Annotated in this window: 19 protein-coding genes; 9 read left to right on the top strand and 10 right to left on the bottom strand. The window is 38.0% G+C overall.

Annotation, left to right across the window (positions count from 1 at the left end; genetic code table 11):
• The first annotated feature begins 348 nt into the window (after positions 1-348).
• The 3 genes from JHD79_RS13135 (at position 349) to JHD79_RS13125 (ending at position 5,982) form a co-directional block, all read left to right on the top strand.
• Positions 349-2,118 (top strand): S8 family peptidase, encoded by a 1,770-nt coding sequence (locus tag JHD79_RS13135; protein WP_199119728.1) that lies wholly within the window; start codon positions 349-351, stop codon positions 2,116-2,118.
• Positions 2,119-2,261: 143 nt separating this feature from the next.
• Positions 2,262-3,077, top strand: a complete 816-nt coding sequence (locus tag JHD79_RS13130) for a hypothetical protein (protein WP_199119726.1) — start codon at positions 2,262-2,264, stop codon at positions 3,075-3,077.
• Between the two features lie 22 nt (positions 3,078-3,099).
• Positions 3,100-5,982, top strand: a complete 2,883-nt coding sequence (locus JHD79_RS13125; RefSeq protein ID WP_233164693.1) for an outer membrane beta-barrel protein — start codon at positions 3,100-3,102, stop codon at positions 5,980-5,982.
• A 48-nt stretch (positions 5,983-6,030) separates the two neighbouring features.
• Here the strand turns inward: JHD79_RS13125 and JHD79_RS13120 are convergent, their stop codons facing one another.
• The 3 genes from JHD79_RS13120 to JHD79_RS13110 all read right to left on the bottom strand — a co-directional run bounded on the left by JHD79_RS13120 (position 6,031) and on the right by JHD79_RS13110 (position 8,349).
• Entirely contained in the window at positions 6,031-6,516 is a 486-nt protein-coding gene (locus tag JHD79_RS13120) for a MarR family winged helix-turn-helix transcriptional regulator (RefSeq protein WP_199119725.1), read from the bottom strand.
• A 7-nt stretch (positions 6,517-6,523) separates the two neighbouring features.
• Positions 6,524-7,012, bottom strand: a complete 489-nt coding sequence (locus tag JHD79_RS13115; RefSeq protein ID WP_199119723.1) for a GNAT family N-acetyltransferase — start codon at positions 7,010-7,012, stop codon at positions 6,524-6,526.
• A 224-nt stretch (positions 7,013-7,236) separates the two neighbouring features.
• Positions 7,237-8,349, bottom strand: coding sequence for a M42 family metallopeptidase (locus JHD79_RS13110; RefSeq protein ID WP_199119721.1), 1,113 nt, complete (start codon positions 8,347-8,349; stop codon positions 7,237-7,239).
• A gap of 211 nt (positions 8,350-8,560) precedes the next feature.
• On the opposite strand from JHD79_RS13110, the gene JHD79_RS13105 reads away from it, so the two are divergent.
• Positions 8,561-8,962: a hypothetical protein gene (locus tag JHD79_RS13105; protein ID WP_199119719.1), complete on the top strand. Its 402-nt coding sequence runs from the start codon at positions 8,561-8,563 to the stop codon at positions 8,960-8,962.
• Here JHD79_RS13105 and JHD79_RS13100 read toward each other — a convergent pair.
• The 6 genes from JHD79_RS13100 to JHD79_RS13080 all read right to left on the bottom strand — a co-directional run bounded on the left by JHD79_RS13100 (position 8,952) and on the right by JHD79_RS13080 (position 14,150).
• Positions 8,952-9,365 carry a GNAT family N-acetyltransferase gene (locus tag JHD79_RS13100; protein WP_199119717.1) on the bottom strand — a complete coding sequence of 138 codons (414 nt, stop codon included), beginning with the start codon at positions 9,363-9,365 and terminating at the stop codon, positions 8,952-8,954. The genes JHD79_RS13105 and JHD79_RS13100 overlap by 11 nt on opposite strands.
• Entirely contained in the window at positions 9,362-9,985 is a 624-nt protein-coding gene (locus tag JHD79_RS13095) for a hypothetical protein (protein ID WP_199119715.1), read from the bottom strand. The genes JHD79_RS13100 and JHD79_RS13095 overlap by 4 nt, the downstream gene beginning before the upstream one ends.
• A gap of 2 nt (positions 9,986-9,987) precedes the next feature.
• Positions 9,988-10,620 (bottom strand): MFS transporter, encoded by a 633-nt coding sequence (locus JHD79_RS22800; protein ID WP_233164692.1) that lies wholly within the window; start codon positions 10,618-10,620, stop codon positions 9,988-9,990.
• A gap of 8 nt (positions 10,621-10,628) precedes the next feature.
• Positions 10,629-11,150 carry an MFS transporter gene (locus JHD79_RS22795; RefSeq protein ID WP_233164691.1) on the bottom strand — a complete coding sequence of 174 codons (522 nt, stop codon included), beginning with the start codon at positions 11,148-11,150 and terminating at the stop codon, positions 10,629-10,631.
• A gap of 68 nt (positions 11,151-11,218) precedes the next feature.
• Entirely contained in the window at positions 11,219-12,760 is a 1,542-nt protein-coding gene (locus JHD79_RS13085) for an acyl-CoA carboxylase subunit beta (protein WP_199119713.1), read from the bottom strand.
• 154 nt (positions 12,761-12,914) lie between these two features.
• On the bottom strand, positions 12,915-14,150 hold the full coding sequence (locus JHD79_RS13080; protein ID WP_199119712.1) for a porin: 1,236 nt from the start codon (positions 14,148-14,150) through the stop codon (positions 12,915-12,917).
• A gap of 189 nt (positions 14,151-14,339) precedes the next feature.
• Here JHD79_RS13080 and JHD79_RS13075 point away from each other — a divergent pair, with 189 nt between their 5' ends.
• The 3 genes from JHD79_RS13075 (at position 14,340) to JHD79_RS13065 (ending at position 17,026) form a co-directional block, all read left to right on the top strand.
• Positions 14,340-14,678 (top strand): hypothetical protein, encoded by a 339-nt coding sequence (locus JHD79_RS13075; protein ID WP_199119710.1) that lies wholly within the window; start codon positions 14,340-14,342, stop codon positions 14,676-14,678.
• An 84-nt stretch (positions 14,679-14,762) separates the two neighbouring features.
• Positions 14,763-16,361, top strand: coding sequence for a SulP family inorganic anion transporter (locus JHD79_RS13070; protein WP_199119708.1), 1,599 nt, complete (start codon positions 14,763-14,765; stop codon positions 16,359-16,361).
• An 11-nt stretch (positions 16,362-16,372) separates the two neighbouring features.
• On the top strand, positions 16,373-17,026 hold the full coding sequence (locus JHD79_RS13065; RefSeq protein WP_199119707.1) for a carbonic anhydrase: 654 nt from the start codon (positions 16,373-16,375) through the stop codon (positions 17,024-17,026).
• Positions 17,027-17,126: 100 nt separating this feature from the next.
• Here the strand turns inward: JHD79_RS13065 and pruA are convergent, their stop codons facing one another.
• Positions 17,127-18,761, bottom strand: coding sequence for an L-glutamate gamma-semialdehyde dehydrogenase (pruA, locus tag JHD79_RS13060; protein WP_199119706.1), 1,635 nt, complete (start codon positions 18,759-18,761; stop codon positions 17,127-17,129).
• Between the two features lie 733 nt (positions 18,762-19,494).
• Here pruA and JHD79_RS13055 point away from each other — a divergent pair.
• Both JHD79_RS13055 and JHD79_RS13050 read left to right on the top strand, forming a co-directional pair.
• Positions 19,495-25,869, top strand: coding sequence for a right-handed parallel beta-helix repeat-containing protein (locus JHD79_RS13055; protein WP_199119705.1), 6,375 nt, complete (start codon positions 19,495-19,497; stop codon positions 25,867-25,869).
• A gap of 79 nt (positions 25,870-25,948) precedes the next feature.
• A complete protein-coding gene (locus JHD79_RS13050; protein WP_370583335.1) occupies positions 25,949-26,617 on the top strand; it encodes a TetR/AcrR family transcriptional regulator in 669 nt (222 codons plus the stop codon).
• The last annotated feature ends 2 nt before the right edge of the window (positions 26,618-26,619 follow it).

Raw genomic sequence — 26,619 nt, 5'->3', positions numbered from 1 at the left:
AACAGAGAAGTTAAGCCCGCCTGAGCCGATGGTACTGCGGTAACACGTGGGAGAGTAGGTCGGTGCCTATACCTAAACGCCCCCTCCAGAAATGGTCGGGGCTTTTTTGATTCAACGCCACCGACCGACCAGGGACCATGGACAAACCCAAAAGGCCCAAATAGGTAATCGGAGCGTGCTCATACGCTAAGACAAAAAAATCAATCAGAACATTCGGTTCAAATACAGCATAATTTTTCTTTTTTCAATAGCAAGGCTGTTAATTTTTGTTAAAGTTTCTATGCTGTTTATTCTTCCGCTCTTAAAAAGCTATTTTTGTATCTTATGTTATATTTTCAATCTGTGTATATGAAGTTTAATAAAATATTTTTTCTTGCGCTACTGACATTTGGTTTCTTTAACTACGCCCAAGCCCAAGATAAAAATGTAAAATTACCGCCCAATTGGTTTAATCTTGATTTGGCTACAGATGGTTATTTTGGAATTAGTACAGAGAGAGCTTATAAAGAACTGTTAAACGATAAGAAACCAAAGCAAAAAGTGATTGTTGCAGTAATTGATGGGGGAACTGATATTAAGCATGAAGACTTAAAGGACGTATTATGGACTAATACAAAAGAAATTCCTGGAAATGGTATTGATGATGATAAAAATGGCTATGTTGATGATGTGCATGGATGGAACTTCATAGGATCGAAAAATGGAGATTTGGCCCATGATAACCTCGAATTGGTAAGGATTAAAAGAAAGTTAGAGCCTAAATACAGATCGGTGATCAGAAGTACTGTTTTAGATAGTGCTGAGAAAGTAGAATATGATTTATATAGAAGAGTAGTATCTGATTTTGGAAAGAAATATGATGAGGCAAGTTCTGCTTTCCCAATTTATATTGCCATTAAAAAAGTAATGGATTCTGTCGCCCTTATTAACCGGAAGAAAATTCCTTCATTAGAAGATATAGAGCGTTATAAAGGTGACGATGAGATGGAAGACTATATTAAAAAGATTATCAGAAAAGGATCAAAGGACGAGGGAAGCATTGAAAAGTTCTATAGAACAATAGAAAGAGGTTATAAGGAATTGGAGGAAATGCTCAAGTATAATCTAAATGAGCAATATGATGAGCGAGCCTTGTTAGTGGGAGATGATTATGCAAATGCTAATGAACGAATTTATGGTAATAATGATGTAACAGGACCAGATGCTGAGCATGGTACACACGTATCAGGTATAATTGGAGCGAACAGAAAAAATGGCATCGGCATTATGGGCGTGGCTGATCATGTAAGTATTATGAGCATAAGGGTTGTACCTCAAGGTGATGAAAGAGACAAAGATGTGGCAAATGGTATTAGGTATGCTGTAGATAATGGCGCTAGAGTAATTAATATGAGCTTTGGAAAAGGTTATAAGTGGGATAAAAAAGTGGTGGACGAGGCCGTGAAGTATGCTGAATCTAAAGGTGTTTTGCTGGTTCATGCTGCTGGTAATGACAACCAGAATAATGACATTACCGAGAACTACCCTAATAAATATTATGATGGTCCGGAAGCAGAAGCCTATGCCCTAAAAAATAAGAAAGTGGAACCCAAAGCTCTTGTTCTTCCTTCAGCAAAGGATATGGCAAATAGAGGTCAATATGCGCAAAGGCAACCAGATGCTTTTGCAAAAGCCATTCCATTAGATTCTAATAAATATAGACTACCTCATGCACATAATTGGATTGAAGTGGGGGCCAGTGCTTATAAAGATGATGATAATTTGAAAGCCTCTTTCTCTAATTATGGGAAGTATAATGTAGACGTATTTGCGCCAGGTTTCATGATCAATTCAACGGTTCCCGGCTCTAAATATGAAGAGTTTGATGGTACCAGTATGGCAGCACCTGTTGTTTCTGGTCTAGCAGCTTTAATTTTGAGCTATTATCCAGAGCTGACTGCTGTAGACGTAAAGGATATTATCATGCAGTCGGTAACAAAGGTTACGCGTAAAGTCAAGTATAAGAATGATAAAGATGAGACTGTTCGTACCAACTTTTCAGAATTATGTGTGAGCGGAGGAGTGGTTAACGCTTATAATGCATTAAAACTGGCAGCAACATATAAGCCTAAAAAATAGAAAAATATATAAGCTAATTAGATCCTCAAATGTACAATTTGGGGATTTTTTTTGCGCATACGCCAAATAAATTAATCCTTTTCAGTTTTTTTTCGTCTATTGAAGGAACTAAACAACAAATGTAAACCTAAAATCAAGCCTTTATGAAGGTAATTTACTTATTACTTTTTATTGTGTTTTCTTGTTCTTGTTTTGCCCAAAAGTTGCCTGAGATACAAACAACTGGTATTTGGGCACCAAATGGGATTCGAGTCGATGGAAAATCAACCGAGTGGAATAATAGTTTTGCCGCTGAGAATAAAAGAACAGAAATTTATTATACGGTTTCTAACGATAATAAAAATCTATACTTAGTAGTTAAGTCTGCAAATAATACCGTAGTGAATAAAATTATGGTAGGAGGAATTACATTTACCGTAAATAATAAAGGAAAGAAAAAAGAAGAAGGTGCTTTTTCTATCACTTATCCTTTAATTACCAGAAATAATAGAAATGTAGGTAATAGGAATCCAGTAGGACAAAATAGGAATGAGCAGAGTCAGGAACATCGAGATTCCATAGCGCTGGTACAGAGAAAATCTCAATTGGCTAGCGTGAAGGAAATAAAAGTGATAGGGTTTAAAGAAATAAGCGATTCTCTGATCTCTATATATAATGAATATGGGATAAAAGCCGCAGCAACTATCGATGAAACAGGCACCTATTTTTATGAATTAGCAATTCCTTTGACTGCACTTGATATTTCTAATACCAAAGAATTTGCTTACCAAATTAAGCTTAATGGAAGGATAGATGGAGGAGGTTTCATCTTAAGGGGGAATGGAAATACTGGAAGTGGTTTTGGTGGTGGTGCGGTAAGGGGCAATTTTGGTGGTGCCAGCCCCAACAATAATACTGCCCGACAAGACCTTTTAAGTTCAACAGATTTTTGGGGAAAGTATATACTTCAAAAGCAATAGTCTAAATATTACACGCCGTTACATGAACCATACCCTTTCCAAAAGAATGAACTATCTGAACCTTTTGACTGCCTTTATCTTTGTGCTTTTGGGTAGCTTAAATATTTTTGCACAAAATTCGCCAAGAGGAAAAAATGTTCCACCGCCATTAGCTACTAGGGAAATTAGTGGTATTGTAAAAGATACTACAGATTTAGGTGTTCCAGGTGTTACTGTTCGTCTAACGTCAGATAGAGATACTTTGGTCGCAAGCACTAATCCAGATGGTATTTTTGTATTTAAAAATGTAAAAATGGCCACCTATACCATGAGTTTTACTATGATGGGCTATAAGCAGCAAATTAATAAGTATAAACAAAATGATGCCGTACCACGTATTGTAATGGATCCTATTATATTAAAAGCCATAGCCAATACACTAAATGAGGTCGTAATTAATGGCACACCATCCATAACCTATAAAACAGATACGGTAGAGTATAAGGCGAGTGATTATATTGTCAGGGAAAATGCTACCGTAGATGAGCTATTAAAGAAAATGGAGGGTATGGAGGTAGGAAATGATGGCACATTAATCCATCAGGGAAACAACGTTACCAAGGCTAAAATAAATGGAAAAGTTTATGCTGGAGGTGATGTCGGTACAGCTATCCAAAATCTCCCGGCCGAAATTGTAGATAAAATACAGATCGTAGACGATTATGGAGATCAGGCCGCAAGAACGGGTATCAAGGATGGTGATCCAGAAAAAATATTGAACATTGTAACCCGAACAGACAAGTCAGTGGGAAATTCTGCTAATATTAGTGCTGGGGGTGGAAGTAATGAACGCTATGAAGGTGCTGTTTTTGGAACCAGGTTAAATGGCAACCAAAATATGGCAGTTAATTTACGCTTAAATAATACAGTAAATGGCGTGGCCAATAGTGGCGCAAATGGCGGAGACACCAATAACAGTGGAAATGGCGGAGCTAGGGTTAACGCTAGCCAGGGTGGCGGAAATAGAGGAAATGGAGGGGGAAATAACAATAATGGCAATTCTTCGAACGGAAGTGGAGGAATGAGCAATAGCGGAAATTCAACCTTTTCTTTTAGAGATCAGCTAAATAAAAAGGTAAGGATCAATACAAGCTATCGTTATAATTTCAGCAATGTCAATTTGCTGAACAGTAGTCTTTCCGAAATTTACAGTACGAATGGTACCATCTTCTCTTCAAATGAAAGTGAGAGAAATAATCGAACAAAAACACATACTTTTAATTTTGAATTAGAGGCAGATCTGGACAGTAATAATTTTCTGAGGGTTGTTCCAGAAGTTACCCTTAATTCTTCCAATAATAATAGTCAATCTGCTATAGGTCAAACTGGGACTTTGATTACTCAAAATCAATTAGGTATAAATTCTGGGAAAAATACAAGACCAAGTGTTGGGGCAACCATATTTTATCAGCATATATTTAATAAGCCGCGTAGAAACTTTTCAATGCAATTGAGCTTTAATACCGCAAACCAGGAAACTGATCAGGAGCGTAATACCAAATTTTATAAAGATGATATCAATAGCCTAGATTCACTTGTACATCGATTAGTAGAAAGAACAAACCAAACAAGCAATTACAGAGGGAGCCTTACTTATGTAGAGCCATTAGCGGCGAATAGCCAGTTGGAATTTAATGGACAGATTAACTATAATGGTTATGATAATAGAGCGATTACAAGTAATATTGATGCGTTTGAAAATAGACACGTGGTAGACTCGCTGAGTAATATTTATGATTATTCATTTACGCAGGCCCGTATTGCCCTAAATTACCGTTATGGATTGTCATCAACTTCAAAAGTTAGGTTTTCTTTAGGCCTTACGGGCGTACCAGGCATATTAAGTGGTACCAAGGTCAGTTTAGGTACTACAACCAGACGTAACAGCTTTAACCTGATCCCCATAGCAAGATTTCAATACGCCTGGTCTAGGCAACATAGTGTGCAGGTCAATTATTCTGGCAGTGCTAATGAGCCTACTTTCGACCAAATACAGCCTGTAAGGGATGTATCAAACCCACAAAATCCGGTAGTGGGTAATCCAGATTTGAAAGTGACCTTTAACCATACAGTCAATGCTAATTATAATAATTATATCGCGAACCATAAACTCAATTATTCCGTAAACCTTAATGCCACTTTTATCGATAATTCGGTAGTACGCAATGTAGTTCAGTTATTTAATTCAAGTGGACAACTAGAAAAAAATGAAACCCGATATACCAATATGAACGGAGCTTACCGTATTGGGGGTAATTATTCGATTAGCAAACAACTCAATAATCGTAAATATAACCTCGCACTTAGTGGAAATGCCTCATATAATCATGGCGTATCCATGAGTAATAATAGGGAAAGTATTACCAGAACTTGGAATATCACGGAACGGTTTGGACCACGGATCAATCCTAACGAATGGCTTGAAGTTAACCCAAATGTTGCCTATAACATCACAAAATCAGACAATACAATAAGTACGAATACTGTTAATACTAAAACTTTGTCTTTAAATATAGATGGTAAGTTTTACATGTGGCAATCCTTGATTTTTGGTTATAGTGCCAGTAAGAATTTTGTAACTGGACTAGATGCCAATATCACCAGTAATCCTTTGGTGATCAACGCCTATCTTCAGAAAGAGTTCTGGAAACGTAGGGCATCAATTACCTTTCAAGCATTTGACTTATTGAAAGAGAATAACTTCATCAACCTTAACGTAACCGACTTAATGAAAACAGAGACCAGAACGAATGCTTTAAGCCGGTATTTTATGCTAAGGGCAAATGTTCGTTTGCAGAAATGGACCGGAGCAAGGGGACGTAATGGTAGACAGATTATGCGTAGGGGCGATGGTAGTTTTTACTAAAAGTAAATATAATCTAGCCTTTTTTGGAAAGAGATATCTGTAAGATATTTATAACGCTGCTTTCTCTTTTAATATTAAAGCACGTTGAAAAAAGCTCGATCTTTTGATTTTTTCCTCCGCTTCATTTATGGCCTTCAATAGATTGTTCTCATTATCTATGATTTCTTCCAATGCTTTGTTTATGATTGACCATACGGGCAACATGTCCGAAACCAGTGATTCACCTTTTGTAGTGAGCGAAACAATTCGCTTACGTTCATCTTTTTTATCTTTTTTAGATTGCACAATTTTTTCTTTTTCTAATTCTTTCAGCAGGCTGATGGTTGATGGATGGCTATAACCAATTTCTGATGCAATTTCTATGATATTTAGTTTTTTTCTTTGGTAAAGTGTATAGATTACCGGAAACCACTTAGGTTCGAAATCGATATTATACTCTTTGTATAATAAAGCTCCATCCTTGCGCAATTGTTCACTCAACCGCTGTAAGCGGGTAGATAGGGCTAATGTGCCTACACTATTTATGATATTCATGGGCTATCTATTTTAGCGCTAACCGGCAAAAGACATTATCAACAGCCATTATAGGAAAAACTTTTGGTAATTCATTTTTATGGATGACCGAAAAACCGTTTTTTTCATAAAAACGTAATGCAGCTTGTAAGACATCCTTTGTTCCCAAGTATAGGTCTTTTAAACCAATTTCTTTACTGTAGGTAACCAAAGTATCCAATAATAGTTGAGCTATTCCAAAATCTTTGCCTCTATATTCTTTTTTAACAAACATTTTTCTAATGGTACCAAAGTCCTCGCTGCTTTTGATAAGACCTATGGTGCCTACTAATTCCCCGTCAATTTTGGCACCCCAAAAATGACCTCCACCGTGATGGTAGAATTCTTCGATGGTTAAAAGGTCTTGTTGGTCTTTGATGCCGATGGCTATGTTGAACTCATTTTGTTGTATCGGTAAAATGATATTAATCACAGCCTCGCTGTCATTATTGTAGATTGGAACGATGGTTATATTCATAATGTACAAAACTACGTAGTTAAATACATAAATTAAAATATTTTTTAGATAATAAAGGATAGGCCACGACATTTTATTAATGCTATGTGTGTTTTATGTGGTGGTATCTTTTCTTTAATTAAATGAACCACATAGACACATAAGGGCATTTTTTTATCGATTATAATGGATAATGACTGGATATGAAAAAGGCCTGAATAATTTTCAGGCCTCTCGTATTCTGATTAAATTTTAGTGAATTCTCTAAAATCCTGACCATCTTTAATGGCCAGCAAACTCTCGTAAATGAGGCTGATGACATTGTCTACATCTTCCTTGTGCACCATTTCTACAGTAGTGTGCATATAGCGTAATGGTAGAGAGATTAATGCGGAAGGCACACCGCCATTAGAATAGGCAAAGGCATCGGTATCGGTCCCCGTAGAACGTGAAGAAGCCTGACGTTGGAAAGGAATGCCTGCTTTTTCTGCTGTTTTGATCAATAGTTTATTTAAATTAGTCTGTACAGCAGGCGCATAAGAAACCACAGGACCTTTTCCTGCCGAAAGATCCCCTTGCGTAATCTTATTAATCATAGGAGTAGTGGTATCATGTGTAACATCGGTAACGATCGCTACATTTGGCTTAATGTGGTCGGCAATCATTTCTGCACCACGCAAACCAATCTCTTCCTGTACGGAGTTTACAATATATAAGCCAAATGGCAGCTTTTTCTTGTTCTCTTTTAGCAAACGTGCTACTTCGGCAATCATAAATCCTCCAGCACGGTTATCTAGGGCACGGCCCACATAGTAACGGTCATTCAATACCATAAACTCGTCTTCGTAGGTAATGACACAGCCTACATGAATGCCTAAGGCTTCGACTTCTTCTTTGGTGGTGCAACCGCAATCTAAAAAAATGTTTTTAAGTTCTGGTGTTTGCTCCTTTTCTCCATGACGGGTATGAATGGCAGGCCAACCAAATACAGCTTTTATAAAGCCCTTTTCGGTGTGTATATTTACCCGTTTAGAAGGGGCAATCTGATGATCGGAACCACCATTACGGATGACATAAATCAAACCATCATTGGTAATATAGTTCACATACCAGGAAATTTCATCGGCATGTGCTTCTATTACTACTTTATAAGCTGCCTTAGGGTTGATCACCCCCACGGCTGTACCATAATTGTCTATGAAATGTTCGTCTACATAAGGTTTTAGGTAATCTAACCAGAGTTTTTGACCTTCCCACTCGTAGCCAGTAGGGGCTGCGTTATTGATATATTTTTCAAAAAACTGTAGCGATTTTTTGGTAACTACAGGCTCATGTTTTTTCTTTTCTTTTTTTTTCATCTGTATAACATTGTTTTCAATTGTGACGAAGCTATCATGATTTTATACATTTTTTCATCGATTTTGGAAAATCATGATGCTTTCTTTGCCATAGTTTTTTATATATGTATGGTGGTAAATGTACATATTAAAGGTATATTATGAAACCCGTTTCTTGAATTTTGACAGGAAATTCATTATATTACTAGTTAACTATTAAAACTTATCTTTTATGAATGTAACGAAAATCTTTGTTCCTGCCGTACTCTTTATTTTGATCGTAATTGTTTGTTTAATGTATGGTCTGCCAAAGTACAATGTATGGCAGCAAGAGATGGCCGGAAAGGCCGAAATGGCTAAGGCAGAGCAAAATCGAAGGATCTTGGTAGAAGAGGCCAAAGCAAGGCTTGAAGCTGAAAAATTAAACGCCGAAGCCGAAATTGAGCGTGCAAAAGGTATGGCAGAGGCCATGCGTGTGGAAAATGGCACCTTATCAGCTACTTACAACCAGTATCTATTTATCAGGACCTTGGAGAAGCTTGCCGACAAAGGTAGTTTGCCCCAGATCATTTACGTGCCATCACAGGGCCTAACACCGATAATGGATTTGAATAAAGCATTACCTAAACCGTAATTTCTGCACGAATATATTCGATTTGGTTTCGTAGATAGGGTTTACCTTTAACTACGAAACCAATTTTTGTATAAAAGCCAATGGCAATGGTCCTGGCATTACACCACAGTGTGTTTATACCTTGTGTCTTGCAATAATCAATCAAATATTCGAGCAATTGTTTGCCCAGCCCCTTTCCCTGTGCACCTGGTAAAATGGCCATTTTTCTGAACTGTGCAATATTGCCTTGCATAAATAAAGATACTACTCCGGTAAGTTCGTGTTGGTAGTAAAGCCCAAAATGAATCCCATCAAAATCATCAGGTAATTCCATGTCTATGATTTCCTTATCGGGATACATGGCCAGTTTTCTGATGCGCCAAGTAAGTGTCGGAAAAATTTGCTCTACTACTGCATCCATCATAGTAAGAAACTAAACCCTATTTTTCCGCCGACACCATAAAAAGCCGTCTCTTTGTTGGTTATCGCAAATCCAGGGCCTAAACAAAGCTCAAAATTTACTTTCTTGCCTGCATTCGTTTGAAAACCCCACATTGGGCCTAAATTGATTTGATAATCTATTCCCTCTTCTTTCGTAGGGAATAAACCCAACATATCAAAAGCAATGTAACCAGCTGCATTGTTGAAGGTATTCTTTCCTTTTTTTATTCGGCGTTGGAAATTATAATAATATCTAATACCTGTGTTTAGAGCAGGGAATATTTTGAATTCTGAGTTACTTTTTGAGGTATAAGTATAGTTAAGAGAGCCATTAGAAGAGTAGGTTTGCTGAATTTGAAGTTCATAATTGTAGATGAATGAACCTTCGAGCCCTGCGCCTACATAAAAGGTAGTGGTTTTGCCAATTTTCTGTTCTCGTTCATAACCTAAACCTATCAGATTAAGTCTGATTTTGTTTAACGATGCTACTTCTGTGGGTTGTTTGTTTTGAACGGTTTCTTGCTGAGCAAAACTAACTAATGAACAGCAGACAGATAATACAAAAATTAATGAGAGGTTATGGCCTATTTTAGACGGTTTCATCTTTAAGTTTTCTTCGAATATAACTTATAAATAATAATGTTTAAAAGAATAATAGCAGTAATGCCATAGCAGAACATGGCCCATCCGCCTAGGCTCCATAGCCATAGGCCCAATGCAGAGCCACAACTTGCTCCTACAAAGCTAACAGACATAAATATGGTGTTAAGTCGGTTCCTGGCTTCAGGTAAAAGGGTATATATTCTGGTCTGATTGGTCACGTGTATGGCCTGTTGGCCAATATCTATCAAGATAATGCCTATTACAAAAAGAAAAATGTTGCTGCCGGTAAAGTAAAAAAGTGCTACGCTTATCAGTTCCAAAATAAAACCGATTAGGAGATTCTTTCTAGGATTGGTGCCATCACTAAGTTTGCCCACTAGCGGTGCTGCAAGTGCACCTGCAGCACCGGCAATACCGAATAGGCCTATTTGCGAAGTGTTAAAGTGAAAAGGTTTATTGGCCAAGAACAGTACCATCGTGGTCCAAAATCCCATAATGACAATAAAAGCAAAGAAATTGATCAACGATGCTTCCCTTAATACGGGCTGTGTCTTGATATAGGAAAACATGGAGCTCATTAATTCTTGGTAACTGCCTTTAAAAGAGGGGGCACTTTTAGGAAAGCGAAGTGCCATTAAGAAAATCAACAAAGCACAAATGGCCGCAGCAATCGAAACATGGCACGCCAGCCCAATAAGTCGCCTACTATGCCGCTAATTGCCCTGGAAGCGAGAATTCCTACCAATAGACCACTCATTACAATGCCTATGTTGTGGCCCCGGCTTTCATCATCACTTAATGAGGCGGTTAGTGGAAGAATAAGTTGAGGCACTATAGAACAGGCACCAATAAGTACACTTGCTATGGCCAAAACCAAAAAGCTATGTGAAAATCCAGCAATAAGTAAGGAAACAATGGCCAATGTAGTTATCACCAATATCTGTTTCTTCCTTTCAAACATATCGCCCAATGGTACCAGGAGGAAAAGGCCAATCGCATAACCGGCCTGAGTTAAATAAGCGATGCTGCCAGCTGTACTTTCTGTTAGCTTAAACTCTTTGGCTACCAATATGACCAATGGTTGGCAATAGTAAATATTTGCTACGATGAGCCCTGTACAAAAGGCCATTAGAATTACGTCGGCTCGTTTTAAAATATGTTGCATATCATATTAGGTATATGGTTTGGGAGCGTAAAGTATAAGAACCCAGATGGGGTTCTAAAACCCAATGTTTACAAAGGAATATTTCCGTGTTTCTTTCTAGGATTGTTTACTACCTTATTCTCCAACATTTTAAATGCCTTTATTAATTTAATTCTAGTTTGTGATGGTTCTATAACCTCATCCACAAAACCTCGTTCTGCAGCCCGGTAGGGATTGGCAAAAATATCGGAATATAATTTCTCTTTCTCCAGCCATTTTTCTTCTGGATTTTCAGCGCTTGAGATTTCTTTTTTAAAAATGATCTCTGCAGCACCTTTTGCACCCATAACTGCAATTTCGGCACTCGGCCAAGCATAATTCATATCCGCTCCGATATGTTTGGAATTCATGACATCGTAGGCACCTCCATATGCCTTGCGTGTAATTACAGTAATGCGTGGCACAGTGGCTTCGCTAAAAGCATACAATAGTTTCGCACCATTGGTGATGATGCCATTCCATTCTTGATCAGTTCCTGGCAAGAAACCGGGTACGTCTTCAAATACCAAAAGGGGAATGTTGAAACAATCGCAAAAACGAACAAAACGCGCTGCTTTAACCGAAGCATTATTATCTAAAACTCCTGCTAAATAAGCAGGTTGATTGGCAATTATGCCAATACTTCTACCAGCTAACCTGGCAAAGCCCACCACAATGTTTTCTGCATAGGCAGCATGTACTTCCAAAAAGCTTTCGTGATCGGTTACGATATTGATCACTTCTCGGATATCATAAGGCTGATTGGTGTTGCTGGGTAGGATATTATCTAATTCCTTTTTGGTTTCGTCACCTATCTCATAAGGCAAATCCGACGGGATGTCCTCACAATTTTGCGGCAGGTAGCTTAGCAGCTTTTTGAGGTGGTTGATGGCATCAATTTCATTTGTACAGGCAAAATGGGTAACGCCTGATTTTGTAGCATGGGTGCTTGCGCCACCAAGTTCCTCTGAACTTACCTCTTCATGGGTTACTGTTTTTACTACGTTCGGGCCGGTGACGAACATGTAAGAGGTATTTTCTACCATTAGAATAAAATCAGTAATGGCCGGAGAGTACACTGCACCACCAGCACAAGGGCCCATAATAGCGGAAAGCTGAGGAATTACACCGGAAGCTTGTACATTCCTGTAGAAAATATCAGCATAGCCTCCAAGAGACACCACACCCTCTTGAATACGGGCTCCACCACTATCATTTAGGCCAATGATAGGGGCCCCATTTTTCATGGCCATGTCCATGATCTTACAGATCTTTTCGGCATGTGTTTCAGATAAAGAACCTCCGAATACGGTAAAGTCTTGAGAAAAAACATAGGTAAGCCTGCCATTTACCGTTCCATAACCGGTAATGACGCCATCACCTGGATATTTTTCCTTTTCCATTCCGAAATCGGTACTGCGATGGGTAACCAACATGCCAATTTCTTCAAAGCTGCCCTCATCTAATAGGAAATAAATACGCTCACGAGCGGTAAGCTTACCTTTCTTATGTTGGCTGTCTATTCGAGCTTGCCCTCCGCCTAAATGTGCTTGTTGTATTTTGTTTTTTAAGATCTCAATTTTATTGTTCATACCGCCTATTTTCATGCCAATATACTAAATGGCTTTTCTAAAAGATTTGATAACGAAAAATATTACAATGGTTTCCATAAGGTTTCAAGTATAGGGATGAACCATAGTAGCTAAATTAATTTTTTTAATGATAAGTGTCGACTCCTCATGTTCTCTACCATCTATATTGTAAGCGTGTAGTAAAAACATTGTCTTTAACATCGCCTTGATAATCAGTTAAAAGTGTAGCGTCATTATGTACGTGCTCATTATAGATGGTCAGTTTTAGTCGGTTGTTCAAAGCATAGGTAAGACCATAACCCAATGTACTGAACTTAATATCGCCTGCAGTGGTGTTATTGCCTGGGCGACCAATTTCTTTTTCTTCGATATCTGTATTTGGGTCGTAAACATCATAACCTATAATAGCGGTCAATTTTGTGTGCGAAATCTGCTGGGTAAACCAAAAGAAATAACCATTAAAGTTTCTAAGATATAAGTTTCCGCTAGGTTGTATAGCAAAGCTTTGACTGGCCGCAAAACCCGATATGCTAGAAGAAGCTGCAACACCAGGTTGCTTGCCCTGAATATATTCGGTTTTAAAAGTGGTATTCCCGAAATTATTGTCGTAGGCTAACTGTAGATTGGCACCGTAATAGTCTCTTTTAAAATTGCGATTTTCGTTATTCGCGTCGGTAATGCCAATGAACCCATTGTTTGTGGGTTTAAAATAAGTATTGGTATTACTTCTTACCGTACCTTTATAGATAGAACCACCAAAGCCCAAATGCAACTTCTTGTTCACCAGACTATCAAACTTGAAGCCTAAATTGCCAATGATATCCTTTCTCGAATCATAATCTCTGGCACTTAGCCCACTTCCATTCACTATAGCGAGGTCTGCAGTTAAGAAGCGAGCAGTTTTTTTAGGCTGAAAACTGAGCATGGCACCTATGTCGCGCTCTCTTGGCATTAGGGTCTGAAAAACCCTGGCTCTTTCAGGAAAATCTCTATACCCTGATGAGTAAACTATGGAATAACCAAATGGTCTATTGAACAATCCTGCTGTAAGTTTGAAAGAGGTAAAGGTCGAATCGTGGAACTGAATAAAGGCATCCATTAGCCTTATACCATCTTGTGTACCATCTAACTGAAAAACAATACTGGAAAATTTATCTACCCTGTCAATTTTAAGCCTTCCTCTTCTAATTATAAATCGGCTATCTGAATTGGTGTTGAAATCGCCGCCAGACCATGAGTAAATGCCTGGTGATTGTGCCTTTTGAAATTGGGTTTGCAGGTAGCCCGTTATTTTAATGTCATGGATGTCATTAGAAGAGGGTGCATTATTATTTTGGGAAAAAGAGATGAAGGGAAGCAAGGTGAAAAAATAAAATAAAAACCTTTTCATTTGTAGAAGTTGCTTTATTGTTTTAAGGGACATTAGATAATTGGTACTTTATAAATCAATTTTGAAAATGCCTAATAATTTTGATATTGGCCTAATAAAATCTTTATATTACAATTTTATTACTTATAAATTTTGAAAATGTTGTTTTTCGGAATTATTTTTGACGAACTCTGATTTTAAAAATTAGTTATGTGGATTAGAAAATACAAAATGTTACTCGTTTTATCATTTATCAGCATTTTTGCTGCTAAGATGATTATTTCGGGCGCACCTGTATTTTTTTCTCATTTTGATGGAAGGTTTATGAATTCTGTCATTATGCAACTCGAAACTGAAAACCATGGTGATGATTCCAGTAAGTCATCTGTCAAATTTTCAGAGCAGAAGCTATTTCTTCAAAAATTTGATTTAACTTATGTATGTCTTGAATTGGAATACGGAGTAACAAATAGCTTTATAGAACATTCTCGGCGATATGTGGATCCATACCATCCCCTGGTCCCCACGCCTCCTCCCAACCGCGCTTAATTCTTTAGAATTGATTTAACAAACTTAAATCATATAAACAAGCTATGTGAAATAGCAAAAAATTAAGAATTAACATTAATCTTTATGAAAAGAACAAATTCGTCCTCTTTTGGGTTCGGAATGAATAAATATTTGCAAAAAAGGAATTTAAAAAGCGATTTGCCAGCTGGTATAGTTGTTTTTTTAGTGGCATTGCCCCTATGTTTAGGCATTGCGTTGGCTTCGGGAGCCCCTTTGTTTGCAGGACTACTTACTGGTATTATTGGTGGTATAGTAGTGGCTTCGATAAGTGGTTCGCAACTTAGTGTAAGTGGCCCTGCTGCCGGCTTGACTACCATTGTGCTGGCTGCAATTACCAGTTTGGGCAGTTATCAGGCATTTTTGATGGCCGTAGTACTGGCTGGTGTTTTTCAGCTAATACTTGGGTTGATCAAAGCAGGTACTATTGGTAATTATTTTCCCTCAAGTGTAATAGAGGGTATGTTAGCTGGTATTGGTGTATTGCTGATCTTAAAACAGCTGCCCCATGCCTTAGGTGTGGACAGCGACTTTTTTGGCGACGAGGGCTTTTTCCAAAAAGATGGGGAGAATACCTTCTCTGCCTTGGGCAATGCATTTCAGCATTTTAGCATTGCAGCGATAGCCATTAGTGCTGTTTCTATTTTGATTTTAGTGCTGTGGCCAAAATTTAAAAAATTAAGTTCTGTGCCCGCGCCTTTAGTTGTTGTAGCGATTGGTATTATTGGCGCTATTGTGTTTGGTGGTTCATCAAGTGCCTTAAAAGAAAGCCAAATGGTTACCATACCAGTAGTAAATAATGCTGCAGAATTTTTTGGATTGTTTACCATGCCCGATTTCTCTAAGCTCTTCGATTCCAAAGTATTGATGGTGGCCGTTACTATTGCAGTGGTGGCTAGTTTAGAGACGCTATTAAGTATAGAAGCGATAGATAAAATTGATCCTTTGAAAAGGGTATCGCCAACCAATCGCGAATTGGTAGCGCAAGGTGTAGGTAATATTGCTAGCGGTATGTTGGGTGGTTTACCGATGACTTCGGTGATTGTTCGTAGTTCTGCGAATGTTAATTCGGGAGGGCGTACCAAAATGTCTGCCATATTCCATGGCTCTTTGTTATTGTTGTCTTTATTGTTTATTCCGGCAATTATTAACATGATCCCACTTTCATGTTTAGCGGCCATTTTATTGGTAACTGGTTATAAGCTGACCAGAATATCGCTTTTCAAACATATGTACCATAAAGGTTGGGATCAATTCATCCCTTTCGTAGTGACTATTGTAGGGGTAGTGGGTATTGACCTCCTTAAAGGGGTGGGAATAGGTATGGCCGTTTCCATTTTCTATTTGTTGAGAACCAATATGCGTAATCCGTTCTTTTATAAGGTACAGGAGGAAGGTAACAAAAAGAACATCAGAATTAAATTGGCCGAAGAAGTTTCATTTTTGAATAAGGCTTCCATTCAAGTACTTTTATCGGGAATACCAAATGAGACCAATGTAATTATCGACGGATCCAATTCGAGATATATAGATCCAGATGTATTGGAAACCATATTTAATTACAAGCATAATGCTTATACTAAGGGGATTATCGTAACTTTAGAAAATATAAAGAAGAGTTATATTGTTCCAAAAATTAACACAAAAATTGTAGAAAAAATTTAAAATATTTAGAAATGTCAGTAAATCAAGATAAATCAATATACGAGAGTTTATTAGAAGGAAATAAGATTTGGGTAGAAGAAACCCTTAAATTGGATAAGGATTACTTTGAAAAGTTATCTGCCGGACAAAGTCCGCCAGTGCTTTGGATCGGCTGTTCAGACAGTAGGGTTCCTGCCAATCAAATTACCAATACCATGCCTGGAGATATTTTTGTGCATAGGAATATTGCCAATGTAGTTACGCATACTGATATGAATTTGCTTAGCGTGTTGGATTATTCAGTAAACGTGTTAAAAGTTAAGCATGTTATTGTATGTGGTCATTATGGCTGTGGAGGGGTAAATGCAGCATTAGGTAATAAACAAGTAGGCTTAATTGATAATTGGTTAAGAAATATCAAAGATGTTTACTATGCAAATGAGAAAGAAATTATCTCCATTGAAGATCCTCAGCAAAAATCAGATAGAATGGTAGAATTGAATGCTATTCACGGAGCTAAGAATGTGATGAGCACTTCTATTATACAAAATGCTTGGTCGAATGGACAGGAGTTATCTGTACATGCTTGGGTCTATAGTTTAAAAACAGGATTGATCACGGATTTGAAAACAAGTGCATCAAGCGCTGAAGATGTGTCTCCAGTATTTAAAATGGATGCAAAATAGTTGTAAGGTTGGAGGGTGCCATGCGTTTGGGCATCCTCTCTTTATATACCGATAGAAACAAATAAGGTACCTTTTGGGTACCTTATTTGTTATATGGGAATTAGTCTTCTGCCAAAAATGGATAGCTGTAGTCTTTTGGAGGATCAAAGGTTTCCTTGATGGTACGAGGAGAGACCCAGCGCAAGAGATTGATCATTGAACCAGCTTTGTCATTGGTTCCACTACCTCTGGCACCACCAAAAGGTTGTTGGCCAACTACCGCACCGGTACATTTGTCATTGATGTAGAAGTTTCCGGCAGCATTGCGTAAACGATGCGTGGCTTTTTCTAAGGCATAACGATCTTGACCAATTACTGCGCCAGTAAGTGCATAGATTGAAGTAGTATCGATAATATCTAAGGTTTTGTCGAAGTCCTTGTCTTCATAGACAAAAACGGTTAAAACTGGACCGAATAATTCTTCGCACATAGTGGTGTATTTAGGGTCGTCAACCACCAACACGGTAGGTTCGATGAAATAACCCTTGCTTTTGTCATAATTTCCACCAGCTATGATTTCAACCCCCTTATCCTTTTTGGCGGCATCTATATATTTAGCTAGATTATTGAAAGACTTTTCATCTATTACAGCGTTAATAAAGTTGCTGAAATCTTCGGTAGGCCCCATTTTTAGGGTGGCCAGATCTCTCAACAGCAACTCTTTTATTTTAGGCCATGTACTTTTCGCAACATATACCCTAGAAGCTGCTGAGCATTTTTGTCCTTGATATTCGAATGCACCACGTAAAATGGCTGTGCTAGACACTTCTTCATTAGCAGAGCCATGGATAAGGATGAAATCCTTTCCACCTGTTTCTCCAACTATGCGAGGGTAAGTTTTGTACTTATGGATATTATTGCCGATAGTTTTCCATATGTCCTGAAAAACGCCTGTAGAGCCTGTAAAGTGTATGCCTGCAAAATCTGGATGAGCGAAAATAACATCTCCAGCATCAGGTCCAGAGGCATAAATCAGATTGATTACGCCGTCAGGTAATCCCGCTTCACGAAACACTTCCATAATCACATTTGCCGCATAGATTTGTGTATTGGCAGGTTTCCATACCACCACATTTCCCATCATAGCTACGCATGAAGGTAAATTTCCAGCAATAGCGGTAAAGTTGAATGGGGTTAAAGCAAAGACAAAACCTTCTAGTGGCCGTTGTTCTACCCTATTCCAACTTCCACGTGGCGAAACTGGAGGCTGTTGCTTGTAAATTTCGGTCATATAACTGACGTTGAAACGTAGGAAATCGATCAGCTCACATGCGGAGTCGATTTCTGCCTGAAATGCATTTTTACTTTGGCCCAACATAGTCGCTGCATTCAGTTTATAGCGATAGGGGCCGGCAATTAGATCCGCCGCTTTTAAGAAGACGGCGGCCCTATGCTCCCAAGCTAAATTTTCCCAGTCGGCTTTTGCTGCCAAGGCAGCATCTATGGCCTGTTGAACATGACTCTTGCTTCCTTTGCTGTAAGTGGCAAGCAAGTGTTGATGGTCGTGCGGAGGCGTTATTTTACCTTTTTCTTCGGTAAATACTTCTTTATTGCCTATATACATTGGAATGTCGATCACTTTCGATCTGCTTTCTGCCAATGCCGCTTTTAATAATTCTCTTTCCTTGCTGCCTGGTGCATAGCCTAAAATAGGCTCATTTACAGGTACAGGAACATTAAAAAATCCTTTAAGCATGTTGTTATAAGTAGTTATTTCTACAAAGATAAGTGTTTAGATCGAATAGAGGTACAGCCCGCTGAAATGCATGTTGTTTAGATGAAACTACTTCTTCCATAGATTAAATACCATTAAATGGGTATTTTTTGATCTGGCTAATCGGCTATCTTTGATAGTGATTTGGAAGATCTAGCATTTGCCTTATGGTTTTTATAGATTAAAAGGCTATGCTCATCAACTAATTATTTTTAAATGAATACTAATTGAGATATTAGATCGCCTGAATTTTTTAATATCATACCAACAAAATATTATCATTATTTTTAAATTTTAACATGCTCTTTATTAGATGATTAGTTCTTTTTAAACCAAAGCCAAATTTTATGAAAAAAAATCTACTAAAAGCATTACCTATATCATTTCTTGATTTAGCATTTGCTAAATCGATCACACGCCCTCAGCATACTTATTGCTTGTATCGCCTTAGTACGGGATAGTACATGATTTTACCGATGTGATTGAATTTAAGCCTAAACAAAATCACGATGTGAAGTGAAAATAAGGCTGAAAACTATCCTTTAATAATGGTTTCCTAACTTGTTTGTAGTCTGTTCTATAGTTATAGGACAATATGAATTTGCGTCTATGTTATGAAAAGATTGGGAGGCAGAGAGCTCACAAATGGGATGGCCTGTTGCACATCACAAAAACGGCTTACAACTATTATAAGAATAAATAAAATTAAAAAAATATGAAAAAAAAATTACTTAAAAAACACGTGTTTTTAACTGCGTTTTTATTTCTGTACGCTTTGGGAGGAAGTGCGCAGATTTATCTTTCCCCTTCGGGAAATGATGGAAATGACGGGAAATCACCTGCAAATGCTAAAGCTACGCTTGCCGCAGCAGTAGCTGCTGTTGGCTCAGAAACGGTGCCCTATATTAAATTAAGCGCCGGTACTTTTATTACGGGAAGTGTGGCCATACCGCAAAATGTTCGTGTTGTTGGTGAAGGTGCGGGCCAGACAATTATTAACGTAACAAGCAATAGCATTGCTTTACAAAGTGGTAGTGCCTTAAGTAATGTAACCATTACTCGTCCTGTTCCAGGTGTTTCTGGTGGAGTGCCTACAATTTCAGTAAGTACCTATTCGGGTAGTACTGGCATCACCATAAAGAATTGTCGTTTTACGGGCAACCGTACGGCCATTTACCTGCAAGGTAGTAATCACATCATTACCAATAACGAATTTGAAGACAACCGTACGGGATTACTTGTTGACCCTTCTGGAAGTCCTTCGGTAACTGGTTTGGTGCTTGAAAGAAATCGATTTTATAACAACCGTAGTTTTGGCGTTATTTTTCTTGGAGGAGCAGATGGAAATACAGATGCCAATGCGGTTACAGCAAGGATAGGATACAATGATTTTATTGGGAATTTAGCTGGAGGTATCGAATTAAACGTGCAAAATGCTGCTACTGCTGTTACATTGGTACGTAATTATTTTGATGAAACCAATAATGCTATACTCGCAAGTCGTACAAATGGAGGTTTTACTGTAAACGATCATGATCAATCTCTTCCTAATTTTACAGATAATAATCCCACTGCGGATTATCCCAATGCTGTATCTGGTAGTGCAACAAATAAAATAACCCTTTCTGGAAGTTTAAATGCAGCAAGTGCCAATGGATTTAGCTTTGAAAATTCTCTGATAAGTTCTACTTCACCTGCTTTTGCAGGCTATATTTTTATACAGGATGCCATTAATTATTCTAATGCAGGGGCAACTTTGAGTGTAACTGCAGGAACTTTTAACGAATTGGTTGTTGTCAATAAGGCTTTAACCATAGATGGTCTAGACTATACAAAAACTAAAGTAACTTATGCGAGTACCGTAGGTGTGGGTGTTACCCCGACCTTGTTCAAGGTAACCGCTTCTAATGTTGTCATTAAGAACATCAGGTTCAATGTTGATTTGGCCATAGTACATTCGGCCATACTTACTTCGGGGTTGATTTCCAATATCCTCATTAAAAATAACGATATCGTTGCTACGAGGACAGCCTCTACCGGGCCTGCATACGGCCTTAGGAATGCGATAGCGCTTAACCCAAATATTACAATTGCAGGAGCTACGCACATTAACAATCCGAATAATGGCCCTGCCAATTATACGTTAGAAGACAATAAGCTGTCTGGTACCACTGCGGGTGAAAATGGCGTTGCCGATGCTTTTTTTAGGGCGGGCATGCAGGTCGATCGTATTGACGGTTACAGCATACAAAACAATACATTTAACGCTAGTGTAAACCACGATGTGGTAGCGCGTTTTCTAGTTGGTGGAGATGCCTCAATTAAGGGGAATACCTTTAAAGGTGGTGGGCTAGAAGTATCCTCTTCCACAAATACGGCAGGAAAGCTTACTATAGACAATAATATTTTTGATGGGGGCTATTCTAAACAAGCTCCATGGGCCATGTTGCGCTTGCGTATTAATAATGCACACAGGGAAGTTATCGTAAGTAATAATAATTTTATAGACCAAAAGTTGGCTGCATCGGTAGAAGATTTTAGAGACGTCACTTTTGAAAATAATACGTTTACACCAAGTGTTAATGGTTTTAGGTTGCTTAATTTCAATACCAAGGCTGCAACTACAGGGCCATCGTTTCCATTGCAGCAAATTGGGGCAAAACTGTATGGAAATACCTTTAATGGTTTAGTTGGAGCTACTACGGGTAATGCCATAACCTTTGCCAATTTTGACCAAGATGGTAATAACAATTACCTTAATGGCACGTATGAGATTGGCGCTGTGGGCAAGCCAAACATTTTCAATGACCACATTCCAACTTTTATAACCATTAATAACTCTAATGGCGTTCTTACTTCAAATGCCGGATTTAAAAGTGCTTATGAGGAATATAGTGATAACTATTATGTATCTACTACCGGTTATTGGACCAAAGATATAAGGGCAGACGAAAATAAATTTTTTATTGATGGACAACTTAGAGAACCTTTTAGCTTAAGTACTGTACAAAAAACAGCGTTAGATGGAAAGATCATGGATAAAAAAGATGATCCTAGTATAGCTGAAGTACAATATTATTTCCCAGTATCAAATGTAACTAGCGGCGTAGAGTATGCTACAATCCAGTTGGCCATTAATGCTGCTACAGCTGGCGATGAGATTAAGGTTACCGAAGGTACCTATGCAGAAAAAATCATTATTAATAAAAGATTGACAATTAAAGGTCCAAATGTTGGGATGGCGGGAACTGGTACTAGGATAGCAGAGGCTAAAATTGTTCCAGATGCTGTAGATTTAAGTGGTGCATCTGCTAATTTAGTGCTTTTTGCAGCGGGTTCTGATGGCAGTGTTTTTGATGGTTTTGAAGTAAATGGTAACAACCCAGCATTAACATCTGGTGTAGTGGCTAAAGGTGAAGACATTGATGCCCCATTTGGATTGGGGATAGAAGATGCCGGTAACATCACTATTCAAAATAACATTGTCAAAAATTATACCTCTACCGAAACTTCTCCATTTCCTTGGGCCTACGGAATCCATTCCTCACCGAATGACGCAACTGTATATTCTGGTATAGTAATAAAAAATAATTATGTGGGAAATATTCAAACCGCTGCAGTAGCTGCTTTTGTTGGGATATTGATTGAGCAAAATTCTTATGCGCAGGTGAGCTATAACAAAGTGGAAGATGTAAGGACCGGTATACAGCTTGGAAACGCATATAGAGCCAACCCGGCAGCTGCTACATTTGAGGCTTCTATAGACAACAACATAATAATAGCTTCCAGGGGTGTTTATTATAACTTGCTTTATCAAGATGCATCTCCTTGGTATGTTAGGAATAATACCATTAGCTCAGCAACATTAAATGGGGCTGCGGCAACGTTTACTGGTATTAGAATAGAATCTTTACAAGGCAGTTATAGTGGCTATATAACCGATAATACTATAGATGGTGAATATGCTAATCGTATTGCAGAAAATGCTTCTTTCGATGGAACGGGTATTTGGTTTAATAACGAGATCAATACTACAGGAATGCTGTTGCTTAAAGACAACCATATTGCTAATGTAAACAACGGGATAGTGTACAGCGCGTCTGGCACATCGCAGTTAACCAATAAGGTGAGGTTTGTGGGAGGTAACATAGAGAATGTCCAAAACAATTATGTTCGTTATATTATCCCTTCGGGTACACCAACTTTTGCTGATATAAATTTACCGACTACAAAGCTAGATGGTAAAACTGGTGATCAGTATACGCCAACTGAACTATTAAATATATTTACTAGTAAAATTATAGATAAAGATGATAACCCTGCTTATGGTAAGGTGAACTTGCTTTTTAATGTTGTAAACATTACACAAGGGACGGCATTTGCCACCATACAGGCAGCTATTGAGGATGTGCTTACACAAAATGCAGACATCATCGATGTAAAAGAAGGTACTTATACTTTAACAACTGGAGTTCAGATTAACAAAGGAATAACATTGCAGGGCAATAGCAATAATCTGTTGGCTAAACCAATTATTAACGGTGTAGGAAATGTAACCAACAAATCGCTTATAGAGATAGATGCACCTAATGTAACCATAAAGAATTTTGAATTTCAAATCGCGCAGGATGGCAATGCCTTAAATGGTATAACCTCTTTGACTACAGATAATTTTGATAACCTGACTATTGCAGATAATATTTTTAAGGGAACTAAAGTGCAAAGTGGAACGGGGTTTGTCTGGACAAGTCATGCCATTAAGTTGGGCAGGGGGTCTATTGGTGTTGTATTGCCAAATAATTTGGTTAATGTAGTTAGAAATCAAATTACTTATGCAAACCCAGCTGCACCCGAGTTTTTTGGAAGAGGGATCTATGCGTTTAATACTTATGGCAAGATTGGGGGAGCGGGCGCTGATAAGAATACCATTGTTGCGGTATATGCGTTGCAAGGTGGAGAGATAGGTGGCGGAACAGGTAAGGACTTTGAGTTTTCTTATAATGATGTGCCACTGGGATTGGTATCGGTAGTTGGAGCAGAAGTGGGGAATCATAAAATCAGCAATAACAATATTGGGTATGGCATTGCTAATATGACACAAGCCAATGCTGCGGTACGTTCGTTAGAAGTGAAAGGAAGTAGGACGGCCAATGCCAATATAGAAGTTTCCAATAATACGATAACCAAATACGCTAATATTGGTATCTTCATTCAAAGATCAAATAATGTAACGATAAAAAACAATACTTTAACTCCATTTGTCGACGTTACAAATACCGCATTCAGATCAATCGTATTTTCTAGTAAGGAAGGCACGAGTGGAGCGCAAAGTGCTGCTACTTCAGTGAAGCTTTCCATTAGCGGAAATACATTTAACGGTACTGGAGGTACGGGGATTGCCTTCTTAAATGATAATGCCTCTTCATCAGTAAGGCCTTTGACCGATGCTAAAATTGGAGGTTTGAATGCAGACAAGAATACTTTTGTCTCGACATTGGGTTCTTATATTGTTTTAGATGCTACTCCTTCGGGCACAACCACGGGCTTGGCTATGCTGTATGATGTAGCACAAACAGTAACCAACACGACAAATATTTTGCCATTTAATGGAGACATTGATGCGGCTTACAATGTTTTTGGAAGTATTGATACTGAAACAGAAACCAACTTTGACAATTTGGTAGCGGTAAAAGCTAAAATTATTGACGGCGTTGATAATGGCTTAACAGGCTATGTGAATATCCAGCCGAACAAAGCATTTATAGCTACGTTGGCCGATTTGCCAAATGCACTTGCAACTGTTCCTGATAATTTTACTTTATTGCTAAAAAATAATGCGGCGGTATATGCCAATTTAGGTAATGCGACGGTAACCAAAGCACATACTTTTTCAATTGACCAATACACTACTGGTGAAATTACTTTTGCTAACTTAACGCTTAATGCGTTGTCAAAAGAAGTTACTTTTAACCAAGTGGCAAACGTGACTGGCAATTTTGTAGTTACTGAGGGAAAGGTAAATGCAACAACAGGCCTTATCTTAGACGGTTCGAAAACAATTGCTTTTAACTTTAATAAACCTGCGAATTTTGTAAATGGGAAAGTAAAGCTTTTAAATGTTAATGTGGGAAACAATATCAGTATGTTCGTTGGAAAAGGAAATGTGTCTACGGCAGTGGGGCTTTTGGAAGTTGTTGGAGCCACTTCCGATTTTGAAATAGAATATTTTCCAATGGCCCATCCCAATACGACCAGTTTTGATCCTGCCGTTTTAGGTCTTATCCATAATAAAGAACATTGGTCAATAAATAGACTGAGCGGTACTGCTCAGGCTAAGGTTGGGCTGGCTACATTTGATTTTCTGAATTCGGGCTTTACCAGTTTTGCTCCCGCCAATGCTACCGTAGCCAGATTTGACCTTGGTGGAGGTACTTGGGTAGATGTGGGAAATACTTTTAATGCTGTAAATTTAAATGTAGGATCAATAGCATCCGGGCTAAATGCAGATTTTGGGGTTTTTACCTTTGCGAAAACTCCACTAGTGGTTTTGCCTGTTAGTCTCGTAAGTTTTACGGTAGAATCAACTACAGGTGGTGCTTTGGCAAAATGGAACACAAGTGCTGAGCGTAACAGTGCCAAGTTTGAACTAGAGAAAAGCGATGACGGTAAAAACTTTCATAAAATTGGGGAAAGAGAAGGAAAAGGAACAACTTTCAGTGTGTCAAACTATCAGTTTTTAGATGCTGGTTTCAAAACATCTGCTTATTATCGCTTAACGCAATTAGATGGAGATGGTAAAAAAACCGTTTATGAACAACTCATTAGGTTTGTTAAAGGATTAGATGCAGGATTGACAATTACTGCTTATCCTAATCCAACGACATCGAAACTGTTTGTGAATGTAGGTAATGTATCGAATGAAAAGGTAAAACTCAGTTTGGTTGATGTTTCGGGTAGGGTGCGCCAAACACTTAATGCAAGTGCATTCGGCTTAATAGAGTTTGATATTAGCCATGTTAATCCAGGTGTTTATACTTTACAAATTTTAAAAGATAGTGGAAATGTCTCTAAGAAAATTGTAAAACAGTAAAAATAATATACTCATCAATTATTTTAAGGGAAGAGCTTAGCTCTTCCCTTTTTTTGTAAAAAAATTTTAAATATTAACAGTGTTAATTATATTTGCTTTAGTTATGTCGACAATAAGTACTAAGGATAAAAGGTTAAAGCATAAGGAAGACCTGAGGAAAAAAATCTTGGAGGTGGCCAAGGCTTTATTTTTAAAGCATGGTTATGACGCTGTGTCAATTAGAAAGATAGCTGAAAAAATAGCTATTAGTCCTACTACCATTTACCTTTATTATAAAGACAAAGGAGATGTAATCTATGCTTTGCATCAAGAGGGTTTCAAAATGCTTTCTGCTCAGTTTGTCGTCTTGGCAAGTGTAGAGGAGCCGTTTGAAAGATTAAAGGCAATGGGGAGAAGTTATATCAGGTTTGCTTTAGAAAATCCTGATTTTTATGAGCTTATGTTTATTATGAGGGATCCTATCAATTTTATTGATAAAGATTGTTCTAAAGAATGGGAAGAAGGAGGGCAAGCTTTTGAGAGTTTGTTAAATACGGTTGAGGACTGTAAATCTCATGGCTACTTTTCCCAGATAGATTTGCATCATATGGCACTATATATATGGTCTACTATTCATGGCATGTGTAGTTTGAAATTGCAGGGACATTTAGATCATGTGGTTAAGACCAATTTTCCTGAGGCGGAGAAGGATTTGACACTGGAAGGTGCTTTTGATACTTTAGTTTTAATTTTAAAGAGTTTGAAATAATA

This window comes from Pedobacter sp. ASV28 (assembly GCF_016428855.1).
GTDB lineage: Bacteria > Bacteroidota > Bacteroidia > Sphingobacteriales > Sphingobacteriaceae > Pedobacter.
The sequence above is the reverse complement of the archived record's forward strand: the minus strand, read 5'-3'. Positions and strand labels throughout refer to the sequence as shown.